Below are 26,706 nucleotides of genomic sequence, written 5' to 3'. Positions count from 1 at the left end.
GTTAGGGGCTAGAGAACTATAGGATTTCCCTACATAGAAAGGTGAGTGGCATGATACCGAATCAACAACGCAAACGTGCAGCTGTCATTGGCGCAGGTCCGGGTGGACTTGCAGCAGCGATGTTATTGTCCGGTCAGGGGTACGAGGTAGATGTGTATGAGAAACAGCCAGTCATCGGGGGGCGTTCTGCCAGATTGGAACTGGGTGAATATCGATTCGACCGGGGTGCTACATTTTTGATGATGCCTCAGCTGATTGAAGAGATGTTCGACGTTGTGGGACGTAAGTTATCCGATTATGTGCATATGAAAGAGTTAACCCCACTGTACGCACTGAACTTTGGTGATAAGGTGTTCACGCCTTCTCGTAATCGGGAAGACACAGCTGCACAGATTAAGGAATTGTTTCCGGGCAATGAGGACAATTACCTTCGGTTCATGCAAGAAGAAGAAGTGAAGTTTGGCAAAGTCATGCCTCTGCTCCGTCGTCCTTTTGGCAAGCTGACTGACTATCTGCGCAAGGATGCGGTAACAGCTCTACCCAAGCTTGATGTCCACAATACAGTCTATGGAATCTTGTCCCGCTATTTTACAGATGAGCGTCTACGCTGGGCATTTACATTCCAGTCCAAATACCTTGGCATGTCTGCCTGGGATTGTCCGGGTACCTTTACCATATTATCGTTTATTGAGCATCACTACGGATTGTTCCACCCCATTGGCGGCGTGAATCGGATCTTCCAAGCCATGGCCGATGTCGTGGAAGAATACGGAGGACGCATACATACTTCCACCCCGGTGAAACAGGTCATCGTTCGCAATGGTCGTGCAGAAGGTGTGTTGCTTGAGAACGGTGAACGCATCGATGCGGACCATGTGGTGGTGAACGCCGACTTTGCACATGCGGTGAATCATCTGTTCGAACCAGGCGTGCTTAAGAAATATACCCCGGAGAAAATGAAACGCAAAAAGTATTCCTGCTCGACAGCAATGCTGTATCTGGGCGTGGATGGTGAAGTGGACCTGCCGCATCACTCGGTTTATTTTCCCGAGGACTACCGGTTAAACGTTGATGAGATTACAAAGCATAAAATGTTATCAGCCGATCCATCTCTATATATTCATAACCCTTCCAGACTTGATTCGACGCTGGCACCGGAAGGGAAATCTGCTTTGTATGTTCTTATGCCTACGCCTAACCTTACCGCAGACATTGATTGGGAGGCAGAACGGGAGAATGTGCAAGAGGCCATGATGAAACGCATGGAAGGCATTCCTGAGCTGGCAGACATACGCAGCCGTATTGAAGAATGTATGCTGTTCACTCCACTTGATTGGGAGACTGAACTGGATGTGTACCGCGGAGCAACGTTTAATATGGCACATAATCTGGGTCAGATGATGTACCTGCGTCCCCATAACCAGTTTGAAGAGTTGAAAAGTGTATGGCTGGTAGGCGGCGGAACACATCCGGGCAGCGGGTTGCCCACGATCTTTGAATCGGCACGGATCAGTGTCAGATTGATTCAGGAAGAGGACGCACGCACAAGTTCCAAACCATCCTCGTACGTGAAGACGGCAGAAGCCAGAGGGCATTCATGAAGCGGGCCGCTATTGTAGGCGCAGGGATTGGCGGACTCACTTCGGCACTGTTGTTGAACCGTCAAGGCTGGGATGTCACCGTGTATGAACGGGGTTCACGCGTTGGCGGACGCATTGGATATGAGCAGGAAGGGGAATACCGGATCGATCAGGGGCCAACCATCGTACTGCTGCCGGAGATGTTACTTGGCATACTGGGGGAAGCAGGCGTAAATCGTTCGAAGATTGAGTTACTTCGCTGTGATCCGTTATACAGAGTGCATTACCACAGTGGTCGTGTCATGACCAAGATGACCTCACGTGAAGAGCAGACGGCGGAGATTGAGCGTTTGTTCCCGGGAGAGAGCCGGGGATTCACACGATTCATGAAAGATATGGACACGTTGTTCCCGGCAGGCCGGGCAGCGTTTCTGGAAAGGGCTTTTCCGCGCAAAAGGGATTTCTTCACCCCTTCGCTCATGTCACTCATGGGCAGATTGCGTGCCCACAAAAGTGTCCGAAAAGCGGTAGGCGATTATTTTGAGCACGAGGAATTGCTCGATGCATACTCTCTGCAAAGTTTATACATCGGTGGATCACCGTTTGGGACGCCAGGTATCTATTCCCTTTTGCCTTACGCAGAGCATGAATATGGCATCTGGATGGTCAAAGGTGGATATGCAGCATTGCCGGCTATTCTGGAACAGGAACTGATATCACGTGGTGGACGTGTCGTGCTGAATTCGGAAGTTACCGGACTCAAGATTAAAAATGGTGTGTGTGAAGGTATAGAAACGGCAGCAGGCGCAGAAAATGTGGATGCAGTTATCTACAATGGTGATTTCCCCCATCTATCAGGTTTGCTTGGACAATCACCAGAGGTAGCGCGTAAAAGAAAACCGTATCGTCCCTCTTCCGGATGTGTATTGCTCTATGTGGGCGTGGACAAAACCTGGGAAGATGCAACGACGCACCAGTTCTTCCTGCCACCGAGTCTTGAAGGCAGTCTGCAGGAAGTGTTCAATCAGCGACGTATTCCGGCAAAGTCCTCATTTTACGTATTTAATCCGGTCGCATTGGATGAAACTGCAGCGCCTCAAGGACAGAGTGTATTGTATTTCCTCATTCCCGTACCAGATGCCGAAGGTGTCGACTGGGATCAGGAGAGTGAAGCATTGGCAGAACGTGTACTGGAAGAAGCGGAGCAACGAGGGTTCCCGGGACTTCGTGCAGCGATCAAGTGGAAAAAGGTACGTACACCCGCTGACGCAGAGCGAGACGGGCTCTATGGGGGCGGTAGCTTTGGTATAGCACCTGTATTGTTCCAGTCCGGTGTATACCGACCGCAACCCAAACCATTCCCTAATATAAAGGGATTATATGCTGCAGGAGCATCTGTACATCCAGGTGGCGGAGTGCCGATTGTAATGCAGAGTGCACGGATGGCCGTCAATCAACTCATGAAGGAGATGGGAACATGAATGAAGCGATTTTGAGCAGGTGTGAAGAGTTGATGCAAAAGGGTTCTTCCTCTTTTTATCAGGCCTTTAGAGGGCTGCCTAGTCCACGTCGGGAAGCGGTATATGTCATTTATGCCTTCTGCCGCATGATTGATGACAGTGTGGACGAGCCGGAACATTCGCCTTATACGATTCACGAGATCCATGACTTGTTTGATCGGCTAGACGACGCGGAAGGACATTTTATCTGGCCCGCACTGAGATGGTTGTTCAGCAGTTTTCCTCATCTGGATAAGGGGCCATTTTTCCGTCAGATGGAAGGGCAGCTCACAGATCTTAAAGTAACGCATTATACAACGATGCAGGAACTGGAGCATTATTGTTATCTGGTGGCCGGAACCGTAGGCGAGATGTTGTTGCCTGTATTGAGAGATGATAACGGCGCAGAAGTAGCGATGAATGGGATTGCTTTGGGTAAAGGGATGCAGATCGTTAATATTATTCGGGATGTTGGTGAAGATCGGGCCAGAGTGCGTCGGTATGTTCCGCTGGAGATCATGGAGAAGCATGGTTACACCGAGCAGGACTTTGAAGACGGAATCGTGGACGAACGTTTTATTGCCATTGTTCATGAATTAAAAGCTGCAGCATTGAACTGGTTCCGTATTGGCATGGATCGTCTGGATACGTACCCAACAGAAAGTGCGTTTTCCATCGAGCTGGCAGCAGCCTTTTACTCCACCATTCTACACGCGGTTGAACGCAACGACTATGACGTATATACCAAACGGGCATATGTTAGCGATGAATTGAAACTGGAGATGCTGGGTGCGATTGTGAAACGTTACCCGATGCTGGCCTATCAAGCCTCCCGAACGGCGGTATCCTGATGATCCAGTGGCTTTACTGGGCGTGGTATGTCATTGGAGCAACCTTGATGCTAACGATCGGTGTGCCTGACGTATTATCTTTTTCAAATGGTTTATTTCTAATCTTCTATGCATTGTATGTGCTGGATCTGATCTATCAAGGGCGTAATCGGACAGGCCTGTCCGACCAGTCAGTCATCTGGCTGAAACCCGGACTCTGGATATCCTCTGTGATCATCTGGCTTGGAGGTATGGGCGTAGAGTGGGTAGGAGTGCATACGCACTGGCCTTTTGGTGAGTATGCTTACTCAGACTTCTTCGGGATTCATCTGTTCAGTGTGCCAGTTACGCTGGGTTTCGCCTGGATCGCAGTGGTGGGTAACTCGGCGCTGTTAAGTGGCGGTGGTTCAACCTGGACTGGCAAATTGCTTCGAGCAGTGAAGACCGGGTTCTGGGCGATTGTTCTTGATCTGGTACTCGACCCTGTTGCACATGCGAGAGGATTCTGGGAATGGCAAGCTCCAGGTGGTTTCTACGGTGTTCCGTGGACCAATTACATAAGCTGGTTTATCATGGGTGCATTCCTGTCCCTCTTCCTTCCGGCCATGCCTAATGACAGTAGCACCTTGCTGCGTGCAAAATGGCTGTATCAGCTGTTTATTCTTCTGTTCGGCCTGCTTGCTCTAAAGGAAGGGATTACAGGCAGCTTTATCATCGCCATTGCTGGTGTGCTTCTTGCCGAAGGGAGCTGGCTCTATGATTCGCGCCGTAAAATCAAAACCGTTTAATTATATTTTTGCCTTATACAATCACTATTATCTGCTACGTCGGCGCTTCCGCTCCTTCACGCTCACAGGGTCACTGGACCCGCAGGTGGACATCAGGGACAACTCCCCGATTGAACCGACTCGTCCGGTGATCTATTTCATGAACCACAGCTCCTGGTGGGATGGTCTGCTGCTCTATCATGCGGCCAGGCAGACATCGCGGGGAGATCATTATGTGATGATGGAGGAGCAACAGCTTCAGCAATATGCTTTTTTTCGTAAATTGGGTGCGTATTCGATCAATAAGGAGAGTGCGTCTGGTATTCGGACCTCTCTACAGTACACCAGTGAACTATTGGATTCGGGCAAAAGGGTCTGGATTTTTCCACAAGGAGAAATTTTGCATCAGGAGGCCAGACCGATTCGGTTCCGTCCAGGCATCGGATTGCTACTTCGTCGCTCCCCGAATGCCATCGCCGTACCGGTAACCTTGTGCCATGGGATGGTCCAGCATGATCGACCGGAAATATCGATGCAGGCAGGCCCGCCTGTGCTAGAAGACTGGAAGGCGTTGAAGAGTGAAGAGATTGCCGCCAGACTCGGCCATGTGTTGGAACAGCAGTTAGACGATCATAGATCAGCACTTGTACGGATGGGGCAGGGAAGTTTGCCAGATGCGCTTCCGCTGATTCGTCATGTACGTTCGACAAGTGAAAAATACGATGCGGCACGAAAGCGGGTGAACCGTTAGCATGAATGCATCTGAAATCTTCTGGATTGTGCTTACATGCATATTGGGCATACAGTTGCTGTTCGCTCTATGGAACGTCTCCTGTCTGCCCAAAGTGCGTTCATTTCGAGCAGACCGAATACAACCACCAGACCTGCTGGTCTCAGTGCTGATTCCAGCCAGAAATGAAAGACTACATATCGAAGGATGTCTGGAAAGTGTGCTCGCGAGCGATACGTCGGGATTCAGGATGGAAGTATTGGTGCTGGATGATCGCTCTGAAGATGAGACAGCGGCCATGGTACAAGCGATTGCGGATCGCGATGCACGTGTTCGTCTGCTGCATGGCGTTGATCTTCCCGAAGGCTGGATGGGGAAATCCCATGCGTGTCACAGGCTGGTTCAGGAGGCCAAGGGAGAATGGTATATGTTCGTGGATGCGGATGTGCGTCTGGAGCCAAGTGCCATTCGGCAGACGCTTGCGGCAGGGTGTGAGCAGAGCGGGGGTCTGGTAACGGGTTTTCCTTATCAGGTAACAAAGACATGGATGGAAAAGCTTGTTGTGCCCATGATGGTCTTCACCATCATCAGTCATCTACCCATTTTCATGATACGCAGATCATCCAGTCCGATGTTTGTGGCCGCTACGGGGGCTTTTTTGCTGATTCATCGCTCCAGTTACGAAGCATCCGGCGGTCATGCTGCCATTCAGGTGCATCTGGTGGATGATATGAGTCTCGCCAAAGCAGTCAAGCGTGCAGGTCATCCGGTGATGCTGACCGACGTGCATGACGTAACGAATACCCGCATGTATCAGAACGGGGCAGAAGTATGGAACGGATACAAGAAAAATATGTACGAAGGTGTGGGACGTAAAGACGTGCTGCTTCTGGGCACGATGTTGATCTATACACTGATGTATATTGTGCCTCCGCTGGGCTTGATTATTGGACTCGTGACGGGGAATTCAGTGTCCATTCTGTATGGATTGATAGGAACTTTATTAGGTATGGCTGTGAAAAGAGTAGCAGATCATGCTGGCGGACAACCCTGGTGGCTTGCCCTTCTGCAACCGGTCAGCATGGCCTTTGTCATTGCCATCGGACTCGCTTCCTGGCAGGCAGGCCGCTCCGGCAAGGGGTATGTATGGAAAGGTAGGCGGTACAGTTGAGAGGTAACGTCATTATAATCGGTGCAGGATTCGGAGGTCTGTCGTGTGCGATCCGACTGGCTTCTCAAGGTGTGCAGGTAACCATTCTGGAACGGCAGGAACACGTAGGTGGCAAGCTGCAGCAGATTGAGCGGGACGGGTATCATTTTGACCGGGGACCAAGCACGATCACGATGCCATCCACCTTTCGTTCAGTCTTCGACCATGCGGGTGTAGCAATGGAAGATTACGTACAGTTATATGAGTTAGAGCCGCGCACACGTAATATATTCGCAGATGGCACAGTGGTAGATTTGTCAGGTAATCGTGGGTGGATGAAGGAGCAGATCGCGGCGTACAGTCCGGAGGATGCGGCTCGTTATGATGCATTTATGGATGAGTCTGCTGCACTGTATGCGGAAGCCAATCGTCATTTTCTCGGTAAGTTGCTGCTGTCTCCTTCTGACAAATACAATCTCCAGATGCTGCGCAGTCTGCTCCGCGTGCGGCCAACGGTGAAGCTGGATAAGCTGCTGCGGTCGTATTTCCAGCATCCGCATACGCTGGCTATGTTCGGGCGGTACGCAACTTATGTGGGATCATCGCCGTATCAATCGCCTTCCATCTTTGCCATGATGGGTCATGTGGAAGCAGATGTGGGCATCTACGGGGTCAAAGGCGGAACCTATCAACTGATCGAAGGAATGACTCGTCTGGCTCGGGAAAAAGGTGTACAGATCATTACCGGCACAGAGGTCCGGCAGATTGTTGTTCGTAATGGCAAAGTGGCTGGCGTGGATACAGATCAAGGTTTCCGCGAAGCCGATCAGGTGGTTGCCAATGGCGATGTACTTAGCGTGAATCGACTGCTGCTCGCACCGGAACATCGGAAAGAGATGAGCGATGCTCGCATACGGAAGTATGAGCCATCCATTTCGGGATTTGTGACGCTGGCAGGTGTGAGAAGACAATATGATGCACTGCTGCACCATACGGTGTTTTTCCCGGAACGTTATGAACCGGAGTTCGACCATATTTTCCGTGAACGTAAAATGCCTGCTGATCCCACAATTTACATCTGCTATTCCGGTTATTCGGAAGCAGGCATGGCCCCGGCGGGAGCCAGTAACCTATTCATTCTAGTCAATGCCCCCTACTTGTCGGATTCGTGGAATTGGGAGCAGCAGACGGAACGTTACGGTGCGTTTGTACTGGAACGATTGGAGGCGCGAGGAATTACCGGGTTGAACCAATCTGATGTGCTGATCCGATACACGCCGCGAGATATCGAACGGGATACTTTGGCGCATCAAGGATCGATCTACGGCATCTCGTCCAACTCAGTGAAGCAGACCTTTATGCGACCAGGCAACCGAAGCAAAGATGTCCAAGGACTCTGGTACGTCGGCGGAACCACGCATCCTGGCGGAGGAACCCCGATTGTAACGTTGTCCGGGCAGCTTGTTGGTGAGCAGTTGGCATCGGAAATTTTGAGATAAGTTTGTTGTGCAGGATGATGGAGTGGAAGTGCATTCTGTTGATCCACACCTATGTGCGTCGTCCGCGCTAACCAGAGCTTTGAAGATGCGACAGATGATCCGTGCTTTTGCGTAGGTATAAAATAGTGGTGCTCCGAGATTTAAGTGAGACATTTGGTGTCGGGGCATCCTTTCAATAGAGGGTTTGGAACGTTATACTGGATAGAGTTAAACTGCTGAGCTGCAATGCTTATAGGATTGATGTTTTTGTCTTTTGCAAAAAGACGTATATACATAGAAGCAAGGAACGGGCAGGTTATCCTGTCGATCCGCACGATTCTCACATAGGAGGTCTCATCATGAATGAACAAGAGCGAGCCGGCGAACGGCTGCTTCCCGAAGTGGCTACGGGAGAACGGAAGCTGGAACACGTGCGCCTCTGTCTTGAGGAGAATGTGGCAGGAGAAGGGGTAACCAGCGGTATGGAGCGGTTTGCTTTTCGCCATCACCCACTGCCGGAACTGGATTTTGAAGAGGTGCATCTGGAGACTTCGTTTATTGGCAAAAAAGTACGTACACCCTTGCTTATCAGTTCGATGACGGGTGGAAGCAAAACAACGGGCGCCATCAATGAGCGACTCGCCCGAGTAGCGAACGCCAGAGGCTGGGCGCTCGGCGTAGGTTCGATCCGGGCTGCTGTAGAACAGCCGGAACTGGCAAGTACCTTCGATGTGCGGCGCTGGGCACCGGACATCCCGGTCATTGCCAACCTGGGCGCGGTGCAGCTGAACTATGGGTTCACCACGGCTGACTTCCAGCGTGCCGTAGATATTGCGGGTGCGGATATGCTCGTGCTTCATCTGAACACGTTGCAGGAAGTCTTCCAGCCGGAAGGTAATACTAACTTCAGCGGGTTATTTCAACGGATTGAGAACTTGTGTCGTGAGCTAGACGTGCCTGTTGGCGTAAAAGAAGTAGGTTTTGGCATCGATGGTGTGACGGCTCAACGCCTATATGAAGCGGGTGTTGCGTTCATTGATGTAGCCGGAGCAGGGGGCACAAGCTGGGTACAGGTGGAGAAGTACCGCAACAATAACCCGGTACGCCGGGCGGCTGCGGAAGCTTTTGCCGACTGGGGCATTCCGACAGCAGAGTGTATTCAGGAAGTACGAGCGCTGAATCCTACTGGTGCACTGATTGGCAGCGGTGGACTGCACACTGGCGTGGATGCGGCCAAAGCCCTCGCGCTCGGCGCGGATCTGGCTGGTTTTGGCCGATCTCTGCTCGAATCCGCAGTAGCTTCCGATGATGCGCTGAATGAGCGGTTGGAACAGGTCGAATTTGAGCTGCGTACCGTCATGTTTGGCATCGGGGCTGGGCGGATCGAGGATTTGAAGCAGACGACACGTTTGGTGGAACGGCGTTAGGCCGGGGTTAAAATGAAGATGATATAAACTTCATTGGAGTTATTTAATTATATATTTTGAGTCTACTCATATTGCTTCCTATATAATCTGGAACAAAAATAATGTAGAGGATACTTCATTAAGAAGTATCCTCTACACTTTTTATAATATTAAAATTGTCGGGCACTGATATTCATATCCATTTTATGACCTGTTGAACTATAGATATAAACTTTGACGTTTGTTGTGCCTATGACACCTATTCTTGTTGTTTTTTGAGTCCCTTTTTTGATTGGAATATCAATTGGGGAAAGATTGCCCACAGTAAGTTTGGCATAAATAGTATCCGTACTATTGTTCTGAATCCAAACATCGGCATCTTCTCCATTGTCAGGATCCAATGTGAAGGATTTTTCGTATGCACTGTAACTGCTGTAATTGAATGGTCTGATAAGCTGTACATCCATTGGATTAATAATCGGATCCTCAGTGTTCTCCACAGTGATTTGAGGGTTAGTAAAAGCATCTTTCACTCTATCCTCTAATTCAACAGTACTAGCTGGATGTGCAGAAAGTAATATGGACAAAGCTACGCCTGCACCTAAAATTATATTGAATAACAATGTAATTCCCTCCTTATTCAGTATTATGTAATAATGTTTCAATTACTTACATAATCGTGTTGCCGAATTATTACATACATTCATCTTTCACGGTGATATTCTCATTGGTTACAGTAACGTAGGAATTGCCGGACAAGTATTCGGTATAACCACAAACTGTTTTGTTATAGGTTTTTCCGCGACTGTCCGTAAACGCCAAGGAGACGACCCCCTCCCCGGAACGTTTCAGCTGCGGGGCGAATTTCACGTTTGCTCGGCTGGGAATATCTTTTTTGAATACGTAGGTGGAGCCATTCTCATTGTTGTTGTTAAACGAGTTGTCGCCTTGGACTAGGCTAGCCTGAATATTGGTGAGGTCATAGTCGGACTGATTGTGGATCGTGATCCTTAAGTGGCGAAAGGGATCGATTGCATTCAGAAAGCTTCTAAAAGCGACGATGCCGATCACGAGTACGATAACAGACAAGATAATTATTTTCTTTTTGGAGAATCGACGACGTGTGTTCAATATGATCCACTCCTTTCTTTCATGAGGTATAAACGATGGGAAGAGATTAAAAGTTATAAATAAAATGGATAATATAAAAATTGAAGTTCGAATCGTCAGAATAACTTCATGCGCTTAATAGGAGAAAAGGATACAATAAGATACTAGTAGTGCAAAAAGGATTGCACAGAGATCATACATAATTAAGTCACTCGAAATAAGGAGGGAAATAAGTTGAAACTTTCTCCAATGAATCAGGAAGATTATGCGAGTTTTCGCATTCGATCGATTAAGGATTTTGCACAGGAAAAAGTAGAAGCGGGCACCTGGGCTGAGGAAGAGGCGCAGCAACTGGCGGAGGAATCTTATGAACGTTATCTGCCAGAAGGCTTGAACACACCCGGAGCGTATCTCTACAATCTGGTGCATCCTGTGGACGGCAATGTGGGGTATATCTGGTTTAATATCACGGATAATCGTCGTGGAAAAGATGCTTTTTTGCTGGATATTGTGGTTGAAGAAGCACACCGTGGTAAGGGATACGGAACAGAGACGATGCAGGCGCTTGAACAGACAGCATTGAGTCTTGGCGTGGATCGCATTGGTTTGCATGTCTTTGGACATAATGTGCGGGCGAGCAGCCTATATCGCAAGATGGGATATGAGGTAACGGATCTAACCATGTACAAGGAAATCAAAGGGTAAACCTAATAGCGGATATTCTAGGCCAAACTTAAGATCTGCGCAAAACGAATTATCTGCATTAACCGGGGATTTCGGGAAGCGTATGGGACTCTGGTCGAATTGGCGAAGTTCCTTGATGCCTTGAGGTTTGTCATATATAATGTATAGGATTATCCATACCGAACAAGTAATCAATGAGGAGTTGTCATATACATGGCTTTGAAAGCAGGAATTGTAGGGCTTCCGAACGTCGGAAAATCTACGTTGTTTAACGCAATTACACAAGCAGGTGCCGAATCGGCAAACTATCCGTTCTGTACAATTGACCCTAACGTGGGAATCGTTGAAGTACCAGATGAGCGTTTGGACAAACTGACAGAACTCGTTGTACCTAAGAAAACAGTACCAACGGCGTTTGAGTTTGTAGATATCGCTGGTCTTGTTCGTGGTGCGAGCAAAGGCGAAGGTCTTGGTAACAAGTTTCTTGCCCACATCCGTGAAGTAGACGCAATTGTACACGTGGTACGTTGCTTTGTAGATGAGAACATTACACACGTCGATGGTAAAATTGACCCGGTGAGCGACATCCAGACGATCAATCTGGAGCTGATCCTGGCCGATATCGAGAGTGTTGAGAAGAAAATCGATCGCTCCAAGAAAAACATGAAGGGCGGCAACAAGACTGCCTCTCAAGAAGTAGAAGTGTTGGAGAGAGTGAAGGCTGTTCTGTACGATGACAAGCCGGCACGCAGCATGGAACTTACGGATGATGAGCTTCTGATCGTGCGCGATCTGCACTTGCTTACCCTGAAGCCTGTTTTGTACGCAGCCAATGTAGCTGAGGACGAAATCGGCGATGTGGCGAACAATGCTTACGTGCAAAAAGTAAGAGAATTCGCAGCTGCTGAGAACGCAGAAGTGGTGCCGATCAGTGCGAAGGTTGAAGAAGAGATCTCTGAGCTGGAAGGCGAAGATAAACAAATGTTCCTGGAAGAACTCGGTATCGAGGATTCCGGTCTGAACCTGTTGATCAAAGCGGCTTACAAATTGCTCGGTCTGTACACATACTTCACAGCAGGTGTACAGGAAGTTCGTGCTTGGACAATCCGTAAAGGAACGAAAGCGCCTGGCGCAGCGGGTGTCATTCACACCGACTTCGAACGTGGATTCATCCGTGCAGAAGTTGTTTCCTACGACGATCTGGTTGCAGCGGGTTCCATGAACGGTGCCAAAGAGCGTGGACAACTTCGTCTTGAAGGTAAAGAGTACGTTGTAAATGACGGCGACGTTATGCACTTCCGTTTCAACGTATAGTTGTTACACCTTTATATGTAGATTCAATAACATGACCCTGCGACCTTCTCGTGAAGTTCGTGGGGTCTTTGACTTAGAGTTTTGCAGATGAGGAACAAGAAAAACAACCGGGATTAGGTTGGTCGCCTTGCAATCCGGTGGTTTTTCATTCGTTTGATTGAAATTCGGCGTGGTCGCCCACCGGCCTTTGTTAGAGAAGCCACGATGTTAGCGCATCGTGGCTTTTGTTTATTTTACATTTCGGAACAACATCGAACAACAATTTCATTTTGTGTTTTGCAGCACAAAAAATTAGTTCATCCGCCTGCGGAACAGTTACTATTCAGAACCATAAGAATATGCTATAATTAAGAGTCGTATACCACGTTAAAATTCGCGCTTGAACAGATGAGCTTAAGCGAGTTTCATACAGGGTACGCGATTTCTTGATTTCACTTTATAAGTAAAGGATTTGATGACGTTGTAGCGATGTTATACGTCGATCATACAGGAATGTGAATACATGCTGCGGTCAGGGGATTCAGTGAGAATCCTGTGCGTTGTGGAATATAGATTATAGATGTTATGAATAATGAAACCGAAATAATTATTAAAAACGATATTTGCATGGACAAAATAATGCGTGAGGTGACTATACATGTTGGATAAATTACAGGCGTTAGCCGACCGTTATGACAAGTTGAGCGAGCTTTTGTGTGACCCGGATGTGGCAAGTGACAACAAAAAGTTGCGGGAATACTCCAAAGAACAATCCGATCTGCAACCGACTTATGAAGCGTACAATGAATACAAACAGGTAAGTCAGGATCTCGAAGCTGCGAAGGAAATGCAGGGTGAGAAACTGGATGATGAGATGCGTGAAATGGTCAAAATGGAAATTGACGAACTGAGCACTCGCCAGAAGGAACTGGACGAATTGATTCGTGTACTCATGTTGCCAAAAGATCCGAATGACGACAAAAACGTTATTGTTGAGATTCGCGGAGCAGCTGGTGGAGATGAAGCGGCGTTGTTTGCAGCAGATCTGTATCGGATGTACACACGTTATGCAGATGCACAAGGCTGGCGTGTAGAGCTGATGGACGTTAACACAAATGATCTCGGTGGATTCAAAGAGGTTGTTTTCCTGATTAACGGACGCGGCGCATACAGCAAAATGAAATACGAAAGTGGCGCACACCGTGTGCAGCGTATTCCAACAACCGAGTCTGGCGGACGTATTCATACGTCAACTTCAACGGTTGCGGTTATGCCTGAAGCCGAAGATTTTGATATTGAAATTCATGACAAAGACATCCGTGTTGATACCTTCTGTTCCAGTGGTGCCGGTGGACAATCGGTTAATACCACGAAATCCGCAGTACGGGTAACGCACGTTCCAACTGGAATCGTGGCGACATGTCAGGATGGAAAATCACAGAACTCCAACAAGGAAAAAGCGTTGCAGGTTCTGCGTACACGTATCTTCGATATGAAACGTATGGAAGAGGAAGCGAAGATCTCCGTTGAGCGGAAAAGTAAAGTGGGAACGGGCGACCGCAGTGAGCGGATTCGTACGTACAACTTCCCGCAAAGCCGTGTGACGGATCACCGTATCGGTCTGACGATGCACAAGCTGGATCAGATCATGAACGGGGAGATTGAAGATATCTTGTCTGCACTGACGATTGCTCAGCAGACCGAGTTGATGGATAGAGGAGAATAATCTGTGACCCGCGCGCAGTTTGTCATGACGCCGGAACAGAGCTGTCGGGAAGCCTTCGTGGAGGCTTCCTCTTTTTTGGAGAAGTGCGGCGTGTACGAGCCGCAAAACAATGCCCGGCTGCTGCTGGAACATGTACTCGGCGTTTATGGCGCCGCGTATTACATGATGCAGTCGGAGCCCTTTCCCAGCGAGCATCGCAGCCGCTGGGAGGACGCCGTCACGCGCAAGGCTGCGGGTGAGCCGGCGCAATACATTATCGGCAGCCAGGAATTCTATGGGCTGCCGTTCGAGGTCACGCCGGCCGTGCTGATTCCGCGGCCGGAGACCGAGCTGTTGGTCGAGGCTGTGCTGCGCGAAGCCGACCGCGTGTTTCCTGACGGCGCTCCGCTCGCCGTCGATATCGGCACGGGCAGTGGTGCCATCGCGGTGACGATGGCTTCACTGCGCCCGCGCTGGCAGGTCGGCGCCGGGGATCTCTCGGTGGCTGCCCTGCAAGTGGCCGCGCGGAACGCGGCCGCGAACGGCGTACAGATCGACTTCCGTGAAGGCGATCTGCTGGCCCCGTTCGCCGGGGCTCGGGTGGACATCCTGGTGTCCAACCCGCCTTACATCCCGGCGGCAGATATCGCCGGGTTACAACAAGAGGTGCGCGATCATGAGCCGCGCATGGCACTGGACGGCGGTCCGGACGGGCTTGCACCGTACCGTATCATGTTGGAGCAACTGGCGCTGCTGCCTGCGCCGCCGCAGATCATTGGTTTTGAGCTGGGCCAGGGGCAAGCTCGCGACATCGCGGCTTTGCTTGAATCGGCGGGACATTGGCCGGAAATAATCATTGTACCGGACCTTGCCGGAATCGAGCGGCATGTCCTGGGTGTTCGTACTTCGGAACAGGTGACGAAAATGTAAGGTTCCGCGGGTTTTCTTTTTACCGTGAAATCCTCTACAATGAGATATACCGAAGATTTCTGAATGCTTGGGGGAACATAATTACATGCTGCACAAATTTAAAAAGATAGACTATTCTATTGTCTTTATACTCGTTATTCTTATGGTTATCAGTATTTTGTCGATTTACAGTACAACGTTTGGTCGTCCAAAGCTGGAGGGACTCCCGAAAAGCGCAGTGATCTTTTATATTTTGGGCTTCGTAGTCTTTTTTGGGATGTCGATGATCAACTATAAATTCATAATCAAAAATTATTTATATATCTATGGCGTGGGTATGCTGCTGCTCATTTTCGTAATGTTCTTTGGTAAAGAGTATTACGGTGCAAAAGGCTGGCTGTCCATCTTCGGGGTCAGCTTGCAGCCTGCTGAGTTGTTCAAGCTATGCCTAATTGTGTTTTTATCGGCCTTTTTGGCCCGAAAGAAGAATCGTCCGCTCTATTTCGGACGTGATGTTATTCCGATTTCGCTCTGTGTTCTGCCGCCGTTACTACTCGTATTGCTTCAAAATGACTTGGGAAATGCGTTAAGCTATGTAGTCATTCTTGTGGGCCTACTGTGGATTGGTAACATTAAATTTACGCATGCCCTCATTGGCTTTATGATCGCAGTGGCTGCTTTTATCGGTGGTACACAGGCGTATATTCATTATCATGATGAGATTGTTAAATTCCTGAATGAGATTGGACGTTCGCACTGGGCGGATCGTTTTGACCCTTGGCTTGTACCAGAGCTGACCTCAAGAGATGTACTCTGGCAGACGTATAATGCAAAGCTTGCGATTGGTTCTGGTGGGATTACAGGCAAAGGCTATATGGAAGGCACGACGATTCAGTCAAATCGGGTGCCACTGGCCTATGCTGACTCCATCTTTGTGCAGATTGGGGAAGAATTTGGTTTCATCGGTGCCTCGGTACTGCTTCTCCTGTACTTTATCCTTATTCACAGGCTGGTGCTGATTGCACTGGAGTGTAAGGATCGCGCGGGGCCTTATCTCATTGTTGGGATCATAGCGATGCTGCTCTACCAGATCTTTGTCAATATTGGTCCATTCATTGGTCTGATGCCTTTGACAGGGATTACGCTGCCGTTTATCAGTTCGGGTGGTACCTCCATTATGATCAACATGATCAGCATGGGTCTTGTGATGAGCATTAAGGTCCACACGGAAGAGAACGAGGATATTCTTGGCTCTGCGGAACAACCAAGTATTACAGATCTGGTAAGGAAATTGCTAAGACGCAAGCCATCCCAGCAGGAGCAATAACGTTCTCGAATCAAACCGTGAAACACGTTAGATTTATGTATATAAGCTAGATAACTATAGAACCCTGGAACAGATCAGCCCAAGTCACATTGGGGTGGATGTTTTGGGGTTCTATTGTTTTTACGGCGTACTTCAAGACCATTGAATAGTTCACATTTAACCTGAAGCGATCTAAATTTCCATTTTATTATCCAATTATATACAATGGTAATATTGAGTTCAATTGGAAATGATAGAATGATAGATTTCAGGGGGCTGGACGGAGTCATGTTGAGAATGCTGAAGAAGATGGATGGTGTGATTCTTTTTGTAATGCTGTTGCTCATGATTATAAGTATATTTGCGATTTATAGCGGAACGCAGACAGATGCCAAACTGGCGAATCATCATGTCAAAACGATTTATTTCTATGTAGCCGGGTTTATTGCGGTGCTTATGATCGGGCTTGTGAATTACAAGTTATACGTGAAATATGCGTTTTATTTGTATGGCTTGGGGATCATACTACTGATCCTGGCCAATGTCCTGGGCAGTTCGATCAATAATGCTAACGGCTGGCTGAAGCTGGGCGATAACTTTTCTTTTCAACCGGCAGAGCTGTTCAAGATGATTCTTATTCTGTTCCTTGCCCATTTAATTGTGAAAAGACAACGAGGCACGCTGAAATTTTGGAGAGATATTGTGCCAATTGGCTGCTGGGCATTTATTCCGTTTGCCCTTGTTATGGCTCAGAATGATTTGGGGAATGCGCTGGGGTATGTGGTGATTCTGGCTGCGGTATTCTGGATCGGAAATATGAGGCTGAAGCACGCATTGATTGCACTGGCGATCGTGGGAGTGGCGTTCTTTGGTTTTGTTAAAGCCTATACCTTCTACCATGATGAAGTATTCACTTTTCTTGAGAAGATAAAACGTGAGCATTGGGCAGAGCGTATTGATCCCTGGCTTGTACCGGAAAAGGCTACCTCCAAAGCTTCCTGGCATACGAAAAATGCAGGTTTGGCCATTGGTTCAGGTGGTATCATCGGAAAAGGTTACTTGCAAGGAACATCCGTTCAGAGTGGACGAGTCCCCTATACGTATTCTGATTCCATTTTTGTCGTGATCGCAGAGGAGTTTGGCTTTGTTGGTGCATCTGTACTGATTCTGTTGTACTTTATCCTGATCCACCGCATGGTGCTGATTGCTCTAGCATGCAGAGATCGCGCGGGACCCGTCATCATTGTAGGTATTATCGGAATGTTGTTGTATCAGGTGTTTGAGAACGTGGGGGCGTTCCTTGGACTGATGCCACTCACAGGTATTACGTTACCTTTTATCAGTTACGGTGGCACCTCTCTGCTCATTAATATGGCTTGTATCGGTGTAGTCATGAGCATTAAGTTGTACGGACAAGAAGAGGAGGATGAACTTCTCATAGGGGAGCAGCAACCTCGATTGTCGGAACGTTTATGGAATATGCTCAAGAAAGAGAAAAGTGCTGTGTAACTGTTTAGTCGATGTAGGTGAAAAGTAAAGCGGTGGGACGTATAAGGTGATCGTTCATAGGAATAAAGAGGTTGGTTTGCCCTGTAACCAGGTGCGGATCAGCCTTTTTAATATGACTGGTGAGAACGATAGAATGAGAGATGATTGAAGCATTGCAGAGGTCTCTTCGAGCCTGTATGCAGAGGAGCATCTGAAAGAATCTGGAGCAGCGTATATGGGAATGATGTGGAGCTTCAGGTGCCAGCTGTTAGCGGGTTAGGAGTTAGGTGGTGTTAGGAGCTAACGAACCACACACGTCTTATTCGGGGATTTGAAGTGTCCGGAGAAAGCTAAGGAATCTGAGACACGTTATATCAGCATAAACAGCCTTTTGTAGCGTATTGATTAGATGATTTTGGGAAATAACGTGCCTTATGTTCCTTACAATTTCAAAAGAAGACCTGAAGGGCAAATAAGACGTCCTCGGTTCCTTAGAACATCGACTGGTCACTCGCGAGAGTCATTCGCTTAGGGTCAACCAGTACAGTCTTCAAGGCTTTTTGGACGCTGACATTTTGTCTTCGTATAACTTGCCTGGGTTTAAACACACATTCTAGTAGTACGTGATCAAAAAGGTGGGTTTTCAGGACCGAGAAGATGGGATGAGACTTTTTGAACAACCTCTAGTAGATTTATTGCAAATGCTAGGTTTACTTCCGTCTCTACCGGGCATACTGATAGACATGAGAGAGTTGCAGGCAACGTGATCAGAGAGCCGAGGGGGAGAACGGAATGAGCAGAAGAATTGTAAAGCAAATTGGACTTATTATTGTATGTCTTATGTTGATTATCATGATGTGGGAAGGTCAGAAAACGGATGCAGCTGTGGCGGCCACAGCGATTCCTGAACAATCGATTCGCTTGCGTATTCTAGCAAACTCGGATGCACCGGGAGATCAATTGGTGAAACGCGAGATTCGGGATGCTGTCGTTGCTCAGATGGGTGAGTGGGTAGCCGAACTGGAGAATCCGCAAAGTCTGGATGAAGCGCGCAAGGTTATTCGTGAGCATTTGTCCGAGATTGAGAATAGAGTAGGAGAAGAGTTGGGCAGTCGCGGTTTAAATTATGAGTATCAGGTGGAGCTGGGTTCCGTTCCGTTTCCGACCAAGTTGTATGGGGGCACCGTCTATCCTGCCGGAGATTATGAAGCGGTTCGGATCACGCTGGGGGAAGGCAAAGGTCAGAACTGGTGGTGTGTGTTGTTCCCGCCGTTGTGCTTCATTGATGCAGGAACCGGGGATGCACTGGCGAAACCTTCAACGGTATCAGCCGCAGCGGCTGAACCAGGAGATGCCGAGGCATCTGTGCACGGAGACACACCGGAGGCGAGATTCTTTCTGTGGGATATGGCTGTGAAACTGTGGAGTTGGATAACTGGATTGTTCGCATAACAACTTATTTATACTATATAAAAGGGCGCTCTTGATTCAGGGAGCTGCCCTTTTGATATGAATCGGTGGCGAGGTTATAGTGAGACTCATGCGTGGAGTGAAGTGTGAAGGGCATCCGAGGCGGTACAGGTATGTTATAATTACTTATATTGAATATGGATATGAACTAACCTACTTGAATTTTAGGAATGATGATATATGAGCAGAGAAAATGAACCATTGCAACGCACCTCTGAGATGAGGGATGGTAGAGAAGAACGTGATATGAAAGCTCGGGGAGAGCTGGTCACCGAGATGTGGGATGTACGCGTCTTGGTGAGCGCTGAAAATGATCACGGAATGGGTAATATTGAATTATTGGATGTGAAAAAGGGGAGCGCCGATCAACAGGCGCTCGCCGACTTGCAGGCTGCCGCAGCCTGCATTCGTCAAGGTCAGACGGTGGCCTTTCCGACCGAGACGGTCTATGGCTTGGGTGCCGATGCGCGTAGCACAGCAGCCGTGGAGGCTGTATTTGTCGCCAAAGGCCGACCTTCCGACAATCCACTGATTGTGCATATCGCGCACCGTGACCAGTTGGATACTCTGGTCACGGAAGTGAACGATACGGCGGAAGCGCTGATGGCGGCCTTCTGGCCGGGACCACTGACGCTGGTGCTGCCGGTTAGGCCGGGGGCGGTGTCCCCGCGTGTCACCGCCGGTCTGGACACGGTGGCCGTGCGCATGCCGGACCACCCGGTGGCCTTGCAGTTGATCGCGGCGGCGGCATGCCCTGTGGCCGCGCCAAGCGCCAACCGCTCCGGGCGGCCAAGCCCGACACTCGCAGCCCATGTGCGCGAGGATCTGGATGGCCGCATCGGCGGCATCGTGGACGGCGGCCCCACCGGGGTGGGCGTCGAGTCCACGGTTGTGCAGGTCGGTGACGACGGTACCGTCACCATCCTGCGCCCTGGCGGCATTACGGCGGAACAACTGTCCGCCGTTGCCGCCCGTGTCGCCACGGACCCCGCGCTACTCGCGGAGGGGGGCGATGGCGTGGGCAGCCCGGCGCCGCGCTCGCCGGGCATGAAGTACACGCACTACGCACCCGCAGGGGCGCTGTGCGTGGTGGAAGGGCCGCCCGCAGCGGTGGCGGCCTGGATCAGCGCCGCCCTCGCAGAGGCGGCGCAGCGCGGAGAGCGCACCGCGGTGCTGGCGTTCGCCGAGCACGCGGAGCAGTACCGCGCCGATGCCGTGTTCTCGCTGGGCGACGCCAGCGAGCTGGAAGAAGCAGCGCGCCGGCTATACGCCGCGCTGCGCAGTTGCGATGAGCAAGGCGCCACATATATTGTGGCTGAAGCCTGCTCACGCGAAGGGCTAGGAGCAGCCGTCATGAATCGGCTGCTCAAGGCTGCAGGGAACCAACTCATACAAGTTGGCAACCAGCGCCCCTTATAACCTCTCCTGATCATACAGTCAGGAGAGTAATCACTCTTTTTCCAAAACAAAATCAAGATTCTATAAAGCCAGCATCTGACCATAGATCTGTCGCCGTTTGCCTTTCATCGGTCATGTTTAGGTCCTTGTCCGCATATCGTGTACAAGAACCTTTACGTGACTTGGGGGTATGGGGATGTGGGATGTGTCTGCCCATGTAGGGCAGTTGGTAACCATTTTGATCATGGCTATTGCGCTTGGCCTCGATGCGTTCTCACTCGGGATCGGAATTGGCATGAAGGGCATTCGGCTGCGGGATGTATTGCGAATCAGTATTGTAACGGCGCTATTTCATATCATCATGCCGCTCATCGGCATGTATATGGGCAAATACGTCAGCTCCCTGCTTGGTGACATTACGACGTATGCGGCAGGTGGATTGCTTGTTTTGCTGGGTGCTCATATGGTTCTGAATGCATTCCGTGAAGGCGACACAAAGCTGGTGGACCACCGTTCCCTGCTCGGCGTTGTTTTGTTCTCCCTCAGCGTAAGTGTGGATTCATTCTCCGTTGGCGTTTCCTTAGGGATGTTTAGCAGTGATCTGATCTTAACTGTACTTGCTTTCGGTGTTTGTGGCGGGGTGATGTCGGTTATGGGTCTGCTATTAGGCCGTCGGGTGAGTCAGAATCTCGGGGATTACGGCGAAGCTATTGGTGGCGCAATCTTGCTTGCGTTTGGACTTTTGTTTATATTTTAGAATAAAACTTGAGATATCATATCATTCGCATCATATGTAAAATGGGGAGGCTAACACAATGAAACATATTTTATTCGTATGTACAGGAAATACGTGCCGCAGCCCCATGGCAGAGGGGCTTTTGCGAAAACTGGCATCGGAGCGCGGCATTCAGGTGGAGGTTCGCTCCGCAGGTGTGGCAGCAACGTCGGGTATGCCGATCTCCCGACATGCTGAAGCGGTTTTGAGAGATCATAACGTTGAAGGTCCACCTCATTCCACACAGCTTAGCTCTAACTTGGTAGGTTGGGCCGATCTGGTTCTTACATTAACACGGAGTCATAAGCAGCATGTCATGCAGGTTTTTCCCGATTCAGTCCACAAAACCTATACATTGAAAGAATATGTGGAGGATGATGAACAGGTATTAAGTGATGTTCAGGAATTGGACAGCCTGTTTGCAACGCTTGAGATGAAACGTGCCCTTGGGCAAGAGATCCTGGCATCGGAGCGTGAGCGAGCCATTGAGATTAGACAACGAATTCCAAGTTTCGACATCTCCGATCCGTTTGGGGGAAGTCGAGATGATTACAATATAGCTGCAGCTGAGATTCGGACGGCATTGGACCGGCTTTTGGATAAGCTGGGATAATTCTGATCCTGCGGGGCAGGTTATAGAAATAGGACACGTGATGTAAATTAACCGTTGATTTTAGCCGCGGGTTGTTTTATGATGAAGGGGAAAACAGGGATCCGGTGTAACTGGCGACGAAGTGGGCATAACCACGATGGAGCACCGGAACAAACGGCCGGTCGCCTGGGCAAAAGAGCAATTCTGCGTTACCCGCAGACTGCTCTTTTTTTCGTCTTTCATCTGATTATTCGCTATAATAGTACCTGAGATGCCGTGCAAGAATACGAAGGACAACCAAGAGACAGCGGGCATGATTTTATCGGGAGGCGATGATAGGATGACTATAGAGTTAGATTCGGAACAACCCGGATTGCAGGAACAGACCGCGTCTATTCTGCATGAACTGGCGCTTGCCGGACAGCTTGGGCCTGGACAGATCGTTGTGATCGGTACAAGCACAAGTGAAGTCGCAGGCGCTCGGATTGGTACGAGTGGTGCTATTGAAGTGGCGCAGCAGCTTCTTGCGGGTATACGCGAGGTGCAGGAAGAGTTCGGTTTTGACACGGTATTCCAATGTTGTGAGCATCTGAACCGTGCGCTGGTAATGGAACGTTCTGTGCTTACTCGACTTGGATTGACCGAGGTTGGTGCAGTACCCGTGCCCAAGGCCGGAGGTTCAATGGCATCCGCAGCATATCGTTCGCTGACCGATCCATGCCTGGCTGAACATGTGCAGGCACATGCGGGACTGGACATTGGGGAGACGATGATTGGAATGCATCTCCGGCATGTAGCCGTACCTTTTCGTACAGAGCTCCGTTATGTTGGAGATGCACGTGTGACCACAGCGTTGACTCGTCCGAAGTTGATTGGCGGCGAACGCGCGGTGTATCGTATGGAAGAACAACCAGATTCGACATTTTGTGACTAACATATTCAACCTACTTCACTATACTTGGGAGGAATTTAATCATGGAACAATTGCGCAAGAATGACCCGGCAGTACTGGAAGCGATGAATCTTGAACTGAAACGTCAACAGAACAACATCGAACTGATTGCATCCGAGAACATCGTAAGTGAAGCAGTAATCGAAGCAATGGGATCTGTTCTGACCAACAAGTACGCTGAAGGATATCCAGGTAAACGTTACTATGGCGGTTGTGAGCATGTGGACATCGTTGAAGACATCGCGCGTGATCGTGCAAAAGAATTGTTCGGAGCAGAACACGTGAATGTTCAACCTCACTCCGGTGCACAAGCGAACATGGCAGTTTATCTTGCAGCGTTGAAACCTGGTGATACTGTACTCGGTATGAACCTTGCCCATGGTGGACACCTCACACACGGTAGCCCGGTTAACGCATCTGGCTTGCTGTACAACTTTGTAGCATACGGCGTACAGGAAGATACATTCCTGATTGATTATGATGAAGTACGCAAAGCGGCTTTCAAACACCGCCCTCGTCTGATCGTTGCAGGTGCAAGTGCATATCCGCGTACCATTGATTTTGAAAAGCTGGCTTCCATCGCCAATGATGTAGGCGCTTTGTTCATGGTGGACATGGCTCACATCGCAGGACTGGTTGCTGCTGGTTTGCATCCAAACCCGGTTCCACATGCGCATTTCGTAACAACAACTACACACAAAACGCTGCGTGGACCTCGTGGTGGTATGATTCTGTGCCGCAAAGCGTGGGCAGCAGCGATTGATAAAGCCGTATTCCCTGGTTCCCAAGGTGGACCTCTGATGCACGTGATCGCTTCCAAAGCAGTAGCATTCGGAGAAGCTTTGCAACCTTCATTTAAAACATATGCACAGAACGTTGTGAAAAACGCACAGGTTCTGGCTGAAACACTGATCGCTGAAGGATTGAACATCGTATCCGGTGGTACAGATAACCACTTGATGCTGATCGACACACGCAGCGTGAACATCACAGGTAAGGAAGCTGAGCATGTGCTTGATTCCATCGGTATTACCGTGAACAAAAATGCAATTCCATTCGACCCAACAAGCCCGTTTGTAACGAGTGGTATTCGAATTGGTACACCTGCTGCAACTTCCCGTGGCATGAACGAAGAAGCGATGGTAGCGATCGGTAAGATCATTGCCAAAACACTGAAAAATCCAAAAGATACGGCGAAGCTGGAAGAAGCTCGTGCAGAAGTGACTGCACTGACAGACCAATTCCCTCTCTATACCGACCTTAAATACTAAAAACTTTGCTCATGCTGTTTGTATTTGAGATGTTCTTAAAATGGGATACAAAAGAACGAAGCAGACAGAATGAGACGGTAGAAGCGAAGCGTTCGCCTTTATCCCCGGATTTTTCCCTTGTTAAAAGGAGAATAAAAAAATCTGGGGATAACAGCGATCGAAGGATCATTCTGTAGGCGGAGTGCCATTGTATTCATCATTTTCATTTTCTCAACGACATAACAGCATGAGCAAAACAGGACCGGATGGATCATTTTCCGGTCCTGTTTTTTATAGGATTCGGTAATCTGTAATGATTGGGTGCCCTTTGATGGTGTAATTCGTTGTTGGTGATGATATAATATACAGGATTTATCGAGCCCATGAATGGTGGCTAGGTATATTTGGAAATGCTGAACATGAAGAACTTACCGGAGGGACAAATTAGATGGGAAAATTAGTAATATGTGATCACCCTTTGATTCAACACAAACTGACGTTTATACGCGACATGCGTACGAATACGAAAGATTTTCGTGAATTGGTGGATGAAGTAGCAACGTTGATGGCTTATGAGATTACAAGAGATGTTGAACTGGAAACGATTGATGTACAGACACCTGTAGCTGCAACACAAGGTAAAGTTATCTCTGGACGTATGCTCGGACTGGTGCCGATTCTGCGCGCAGGACTCGGAATGCTGGATGGCGTTGTGAAATTGCTGCCAGCGGCAAAAGTTGGACATGTTGGTCTGTTCCGTGACCCGGAAACACTGCAACCGGTAGAATACTACACCAAACTGCCTACAGACGTAACAGAGCGTCAATTGATTGTAATTGATCCGATGCTGGCAACGGGTGGTTCGGCAATTGCAGCTATTGACGTGCTCAAAAAACGTGGCTGTACCCAAATCAAAATGATGAACCTGGTGGCAGCACCGGAAGGCGTAAAAGCTGTGCAAGATGCACATCCCGATGTGGACATCTATGTAGCAGCATTGGACGACCGTCTGGATGATCATGGTTATATCGTTCCAGGACTTGGAGATGCAGGAGACCGTCTATACGGCACTAAATAAGCATATTGCATGCGGAGTAGAAAAGGGGCTTTGCTCGAATGTCCAACAAAATTAAAGTCATGACGATCTTCGGGGTGCGTCCGGAAGCCATCAAGATGGCTCCGCTTATTTTGGAATTGCAGAAACACCCTGAGTCTATTGAATCTATTGTTTGCGTAACTGCGCAGCATCGCCAGATGTTGGATCAGGTACTTGAAGTTTTCGACATTCATCCCGATTATGATCTGGATGTAATGAAAGACCGTCAGACATTGAATGAAATTACAATTCGTGTGCTTGGCGGTCTGGAGCCAGTGTTAGCCGAAGCTAAGCCGGATATTGTACTGGTTCACGGGGATACATTAACTACCTTTGTAGCGAGCTACGCAGCATTCCTGCAACAGATTCAGGTAGGACATGTAGAAGCGGGGCTGCGGACGTGGAACAAGCTGTCTCCATATCCGGAAGAGATGAACCGTCAGCTGACGGGAGTACTGGCTGATCTACACTTTGCGCCTACGGATTGGTCTTCTTCCAATCTTGCCAAAGAAAATAAATCGGAGTCTAGTACGTACGTCACAGGCAACACGGTAACAGATGTGTTTCAATATACTGTACGGGAGGACTACACACACCCGGTACTTGATTGGGCCCAAGGCAAACGCCTTGTGCTGATGACAGCTCATCGCCGTGAATCTCAGGGCGAGCCTCACCGCAACATTTTCCAGGCCGTCAAACGGATTGCCGACGAATTCGAAGATATTGCCATCGTGTACCCGGTGCATCCAAGTCCTGCTGTGAAGGAGCCGGCTCACGCGATTTTGGGGAATCATCCCCGTATTCAATTAATTGATCCACTAGACGTGGTGGATTTGCATAACTTTTACCCGCACACTCACTTGATTTTGACCGATTCAGGCGGTTTGCAGGAAGAAGCTCCTTCGTTTGGTGTGCCTGTGCTCGTATTGCGCGATACAACAGAACGCCCGGAAGGTATTGAAGCCGGAACGCTGGAATTGGTAGGTACCGAAGAGGAACTTGTGTATGAACGGACCAAAGCTCTGCTTACAGACAAGACCCTGTATGAAAGCATGAGTCAGGCTGCCAATCCATACGGTGATGGACATGCTTCGGAAAGAATTGTCAATGCGATTTTGCACCATTTTGGTGTAAATAGTGAGCGTCCGGAATCATTTCACAGAAAATTCAAAAAATAATACATTTTTTCTGACGGATTTATAAAGGGCAAGCATACAGTTAAACTGTACGGTTTACGC

24 protein-coding genes and 1 riboswitch are annotated in these 26,706 nt (G+C 49.0%); of the genes, 22 read left to right on the top strand and 2 right to left on the bottom strand.

Going from position 1 to position 26,706, the window contains the following annotated elements; translation table 11 throughout:
- The first annotated feature begins 50 nt into the window (after positions 1-50).
- From MKY44_RS26315 to fni, 8 genes are all read left to right on the top strand, one after another.
- On the top strand, positions 51-1,601 hold the full coding sequence (locus MKY44_RS26315) for a phytoene desaturase family protein (RefSeq protein WP_341009228.1): 1,551 nt from the start codon (positions 51-53) through the stop codon (positions 1,599-1,601).
- Positions 1,598-3,061 (top strand): phytoene desaturase family protein, encoded by a 1,464-nt coding sequence (locus tag MKY44_RS26310; protein WP_341009227.1) that lies wholly within the window; start codon positions 1,598-1,600, stop codon positions 3,059-3,061. The genes MKY44_RS26315 and MKY44_RS26310 overlap by 4 nt, the downstream gene beginning before the upstream one ends.
- Positions 3,058-3,930 carry a phytoene/squalene synthase family protein gene (locus tag MKY44_RS26305; RefSeq protein WP_341009226.1) on the top strand — a complete coding sequence of 291 codons (873 nt, stop codon included), beginning with the start codon at positions 3,058-3,060 and terminating at the stop codon, positions 3,928-3,930. Before MKY44_RS26310 ends, MKY44_RS26305 begins: the two co-directional genes overlap by 4 nt.
- Positions 3,930-4,697, top strand: a complete 768-nt coding sequence (locus tag MKY44_RS26300; protein ID WP_341009225.1) for a carotenoid biosynthesis protein — start codon at positions 3,930-3,932, stop codon at positions 4,695-4,697. Before MKY44_RS26305 ends, MKY44_RS26300 begins: the two co-directional genes overlap by 1 nt.
- Complete coding sequence (locus MKY44_RS26295; RefSeq protein WP_341009224.1) at positions 4,666-5,427, top strand: lysophospholipid acyltransferase family protein; 762 nt, start codon at positions 4,666-4,668, stop codon at positions 5,425-5,427. The genes MKY44_RS26300 and MKY44_RS26295 overlap by 32 nt, the downstream gene beginning before the upstream one ends.
- Before the next feature lies 1 nt (position 5,428).
- The gene (locus tag MKY44_RS26290; RefSeq protein WP_341009222.1) at positions 5,429-6,577 is read left to right on the top strand and encodes a glycosyltransferase; all 1,149 of its coding nucleotides are present in this window, start codon (positions 5,429-5,431) and stop codon (positions 6,575-6,577) included.
- Positions 6,574-8,055, top strand: coding sequence for a phytoene desaturase family protein (locus MKY44_RS26285; RefSeq protein ID WP_341009220.1), 1,482 nt, complete (start codon positions 6,574-6,576; stop codon positions 8,053-8,055). Before MKY44_RS26290 ends, MKY44_RS26285 begins: the two co-directional genes overlap by 4 nt.
- Positions 8,056-8,393: 338 nt before the next feature.
- Positions 8,394-9,461, top strand: a complete 1,068-nt coding sequence (gene fni / locus MKY44_RS26280; RefSeq protein ID WP_341009219.1) for a type 2 isopentenyl-diphosphate Delta-isomerase — start codon at positions 8,394-8,396, stop codon at positions 9,459-9,461.
- 149 nt (positions 9,462-9,610) lie between these two features.
- On the opposite strand, the gene MKY44_RS26275 is transcribed toward fni, so the two are convergent.
- Both MKY44_RS26275 and MKY44_RS26270 read right to left on the bottom strand, forming a co-directional pair.
- Complete coding sequence (locus MKY44_RS26275) at positions 9,611-10,063, bottom strand: hypothetical protein (RefSeq protein ID WP_341009218.1); 453 nt, start codon at positions 10,061-10,063, stop codon at positions 9,611-9,613.
- 70 nt (positions 10,064-10,133) lie between these two features.
- On the bottom strand, positions 10,134-10,571 hold the full coding sequence (locus MKY44_RS26270) for a hypothetical protein (protein ID WP_341009217.1): 438 nt from the start codon (positions 10,569-10,571) through the stop codon (positions 10,134-10,136).
- A gap of 213 nt (positions 10,572-10,784) precedes the next feature.
- Here MKY44_RS26270 and MKY44_RS26265 point away from each other — a divergent pair, with 213 nt between their 5' ends.
- The 14 genes from MKY44_RS26265 to wecB all read left to right on the top strand — a co-directional run bounded on the left by MKY44_RS26265 (position 10,785) and on the right by wecB (position 26,646).
- Complete coding sequence (locus MKY44_RS26265; protein WP_289390517.1) at positions 10,785-11,255, top strand: GNAT family N-acetyltransferase; 471 nt, start codon at positions 10,785-10,787, stop codon at positions 11,253-11,255.
- Positions 11,256-11,447: 192 nt separating this feature from the next.
- Positions 11,448-12,548, top strand: a complete 1,101-nt coding sequence (gene ychF, locus MKY44_RS26260; protein WP_017691917.1) for a redox-regulated ATPase YchF — start codon at positions 11,448-11,450, stop codon at positions 12,546-12,548.
- A gap of 637 nt (positions 12,549-13,185) precedes the next feature.
- Positions 13,186-14,253, top strand: a complete 1,068-nt coding sequence (gene prfA, locus MKY44_RS26255; RefSeq protein WP_017691918.1) for a peptide chain release factor 1 — start codon at positions 13,186-13,188, stop codon at positions 14,251-14,253.
- A 24-nt stretch (positions 14,254-14,277) separates the two neighbouring features.
- On the top strand, positions 14,278-15,162 hold the full coding sequence (gene prmC, locus MKY44_RS26250) for a peptide chain release factor N(5)-glutamine methyltransferase (RefSeq protein ID WP_341009951.1): 885 nt from the start codon (positions 14,278-14,280) through the stop codon (positions 15,160-15,162).
- Positions 15,163-15,247: 85 nt separating this feature from the next.
- Positions 15,248-16,468 (top strand): FtsW/RodA/SpoVE family cell cycle protein, encoded by a 1,221-nt coding sequence (locus MKY44_RS26245; RefSeq protein ID WP_341009215.1) that lies wholly within the window; start codon positions 15,248-15,250, stop codon positions 16,466-16,468.
- A gap of 267 nt (positions 16,469-16,735) precedes the next feature.
- Positions 16,736-17,956 (top strand): FtsW/RodA/SpoVE family cell cycle protein, encoded by a 1,221-nt coding sequence (locus MKY44_RS26240; protein WP_341009213.1) that lies wholly within the window; start codon positions 16,736-16,738, stop codon positions 17,954-17,956.
- A 771-nt stretch (positions 17,957-18,727) separates the two neighbouring features.
- A complete protein-coding gene (gene spoIIR, locus MKY44_RS26235; protein ID WP_341009212.1) occupies positions 18,728-19,387 on the top strand; it encodes a stage II sporulation protein R in 660 nt (219 codons plus the stop codon).
- 264 nt (positions 19,388-19,651) lie between these two features.
- Positions 19,652-20,824, top strand: a complete 1,173-nt coding sequence (locus MKY44_RS26230; protein ID WP_341009210.1) for an L-threonylcarbamoyladenylate synthase — start codon at positions 19,652-19,654, stop codon at positions 20,822-20,824.
- A gap of 175 nt (positions 20,825-20,999) precedes the next feature.
- On the top strand, positions 21,000-21,560 hold the full coding sequence (locus MKY44_RS26225; protein ID WP_341009208.1) for a manganese efflux pump MntP: 561 nt from the start codon (positions 21,000-21,002) through the stop codon (positions 21,558-21,560).
- A 58-nt stretch (positions 21,561-21,618) separates the two neighbouring features.
- Positions 21,619-22,191 (top strand): low molecular weight protein arginine phosphatase, encoded by a 573-nt coding sequence (locus MKY44_RS26220; protein ID WP_036612575.1) that lies wholly within the window; start codon positions 21,619-21,621, stop codon positions 22,189-22,191.
- 96 nt (positions 22,192-22,287) lie between these two features.
- Positions 22,288-22,369: riboswitch (ZMP/ZTP riboswitch) on the top strand.
- A 141-nt stretch (positions 22,370-22,510) separates the two neighbouring features.
- Positions 22,511-23,104, top strand: a complete 594-nt coding sequence (locus tag MKY44_RS26215; protein ID WP_341009207.1) for a TIGR01440 family protein — start codon at positions 22,511-22,513, stop codon at positions 23,102-23,104.
- Between the two features lie 41 nt (positions 23,105-23,145).
- On the top strand, positions 23,146-24,393 hold the full coding sequence (gene glyA / locus MKY44_RS26210; RefSeq protein WP_341009205.1) for a serine hydroxymethyltransferase: 1,248 nt from the start codon (positions 23,146-23,148) through the stop codon (positions 24,391-24,393).
- A gap of 427 nt (positions 24,394-24,820) precedes the next feature.
- The gene (gene upp / locus MKY44_RS26205; RefSeq protein WP_017691929.1) at positions 24,821-25,450 is read left to right on the top strand and encodes a uracil phosphoribosyltransferase; all 630 of its coding nucleotides are present in this window, start codon (positions 24,821-24,823) and stop codon (positions 25,448-25,450) included.
- Positions 25,451-25,488: 38 nt separating this feature from the next.
- Positions 25,489-26,646 (top strand): non-hydrolyzing UDP-N-acetylglucosamine 2-epimerase, encoded by a 1,158-nt coding sequence (gene wecB / locus MKY44_RS26200; RefSeq protein ID WP_036612570.1) that lies wholly within the window; start codon positions 25,489-25,491, stop codon positions 26,644-26,646.
- The last annotated feature ends 60 nt before the right edge of the window (positions 26,647-26,706 follow it).

It is taken from the genome of Paenibacillus sp. FSL R7-0026 (assembly GCF_038004485.1).
Lineage (GTDB): Bacteria > Bacillota > Bacilli > Paenibacillales > Paenibacillaceae > Paenibacillus > Paenibacillus xylanexedens_A.
This window is presented reverse-complemented; position numbering and strand designations above follow the sequence as displayed.

What these genes read in the sequence shown, in the direction of transcription:
- ychF (WP_017691917.1), top strand. Translation starts at nt 11,448, where the DNA reads ATGGCTTTGAAAGCAGGAATTGTAGGGCTTCCGAACGTCGGAAAATCT.
- MKY44_RS26305 (WP_341009226.1), top strand. Translation starts at nt 3,058, where the DNA reads ATGAATGAAGCGATTTTGAGCAGGTGTGAAGAGTTGATGCAAAAGGGT.
- MKY44_RS26245 (WP_341009215.1), top strand. Translation starts at nt 15,248, where the DNA reads ATGCTGCACAAATTTAAAAAGATAGACTATTCTATTGTCTTTATACTC.
- MKY44_RS26310 (WP_341009227.1), top strand. Translation starts at nt 1,598, where the DNA reads ATGAAGCGGGCCGCTATTGTAGGCGCAGGGATTGGCGGACTCACTTCG.
- MKY44_RS26240 (WP_341009213.1), top strand. Translation starts at nt 16,736, where the DNA reads ATGTTGAGAATGCTGAAGAAGATGGATGGTGTGATTCTTTTTGTAATG.
- MKY44_RS26315 (WP_341009228.1), top strand. Translation starts at nt 51, where the DNA reads ATGATACCGAATCAACAACGCAAACGTGCAGCTGTCATTGGCGCAGGT.
- glyA (WP_341009205.1), top strand. Translation starts at nt 23,146, where the DNA reads ATGGAACAATTGCGCAAGAATGACCCGGCAGTACTGGAAGCGATGAAT.
- wecB (WP_036612570.1), top strand. Translation starts at nt 25,489, where the DNA reads ATGTCCAACAAAATTAAAGTCATGACGATCTTCGGGGTGCGTCCGGAA.
- fni (WP_341009219.1), top strand. Translation starts at nt 8,394, where the DNA reads ATGAATGAACAAGAGCGAGCCGGCGAACGGCTGCTTCCCGAAGTGGCT.
- MKY44_RS26295 (WP_341009224.1), top strand. Translation starts at nt 4,666, where the DNA reads ATGATTCGCGCCGTAAAATCAAAACCGTTTAATTATATTTTTGCCTTA.
- prfA (WP_017691918.1), top strand. Translation starts at nt 13,186, where the DNA reads ATGTTGGATAAATTACAGGCGTTAGCCGACCGTTATGACAAGTTGAGC.
- MKY44_RS26215 (WP_341009207.1), top strand. Translation starts at nt 22,511, where the DNA reads ATGACTATAGAGTTAGATTCGGAACAACCCGGATTGCAGGAACAGACC.
- MKY44_RS26225 (WP_341009208.1), top strand. Translation starts at nt 21,000, where the DNA reads ATGTGGGATGTGTCTGCCCATGTAGGGCAGTTGGTAACCATTTTGATC.
- upp (WP_017691929.1), top strand. Translation starts at nt 24,821, where the DNA reads ATGGGAAAATTAGTAATATGTGATCACCCTTTGATTCAACACAAACTG.
- MKY44_RS26220 (WP_036612575.1), top strand. Translation starts at nt 21,619, where the DNA reads ATGAAACATATTTTATTCGTATGTACAGGAAATACGTGCCGCAGCCCC.
- MKY44_RS26290 (WP_341009222.1), top strand. Translation starts at nt 5,429, where the DNA reads ATGAATGCATCTGAAATCTTCTGGATTGTGCTTACATGCATATTGGGC.
- spoIIR (WP_341009212.1), top strand. Translation starts at nt 18,728, where the DNA reads ATGAGCAGAAGAATTGTAAAGCAAATTGGACTTATTATTGTATGTCTT.
- MKY44_RS26230 (WP_341009210.1), top strand. Translation starts at nt 19,652, where the DNA reads ATGAAAGCTCGGGGAGAGCTGGTCACCGAGATGTGGGATGTACGCGTC.
- prmC (WP_341009951.1), top strand. Translation starts at nt 14,278, where the DNA reads ATGACGCCGGAACAGAGCTGTCGGGAAGCCTTCGTGGAGGCTTCCTCT.
- MKY44_RS26300 (WP_341009225.1), top strand. Translation starts at nt 3,930, where the DNA reads ATGATCCAGTGGCTTTACTGGGCGTGGTATGTCATTGGAGCAACCTTG.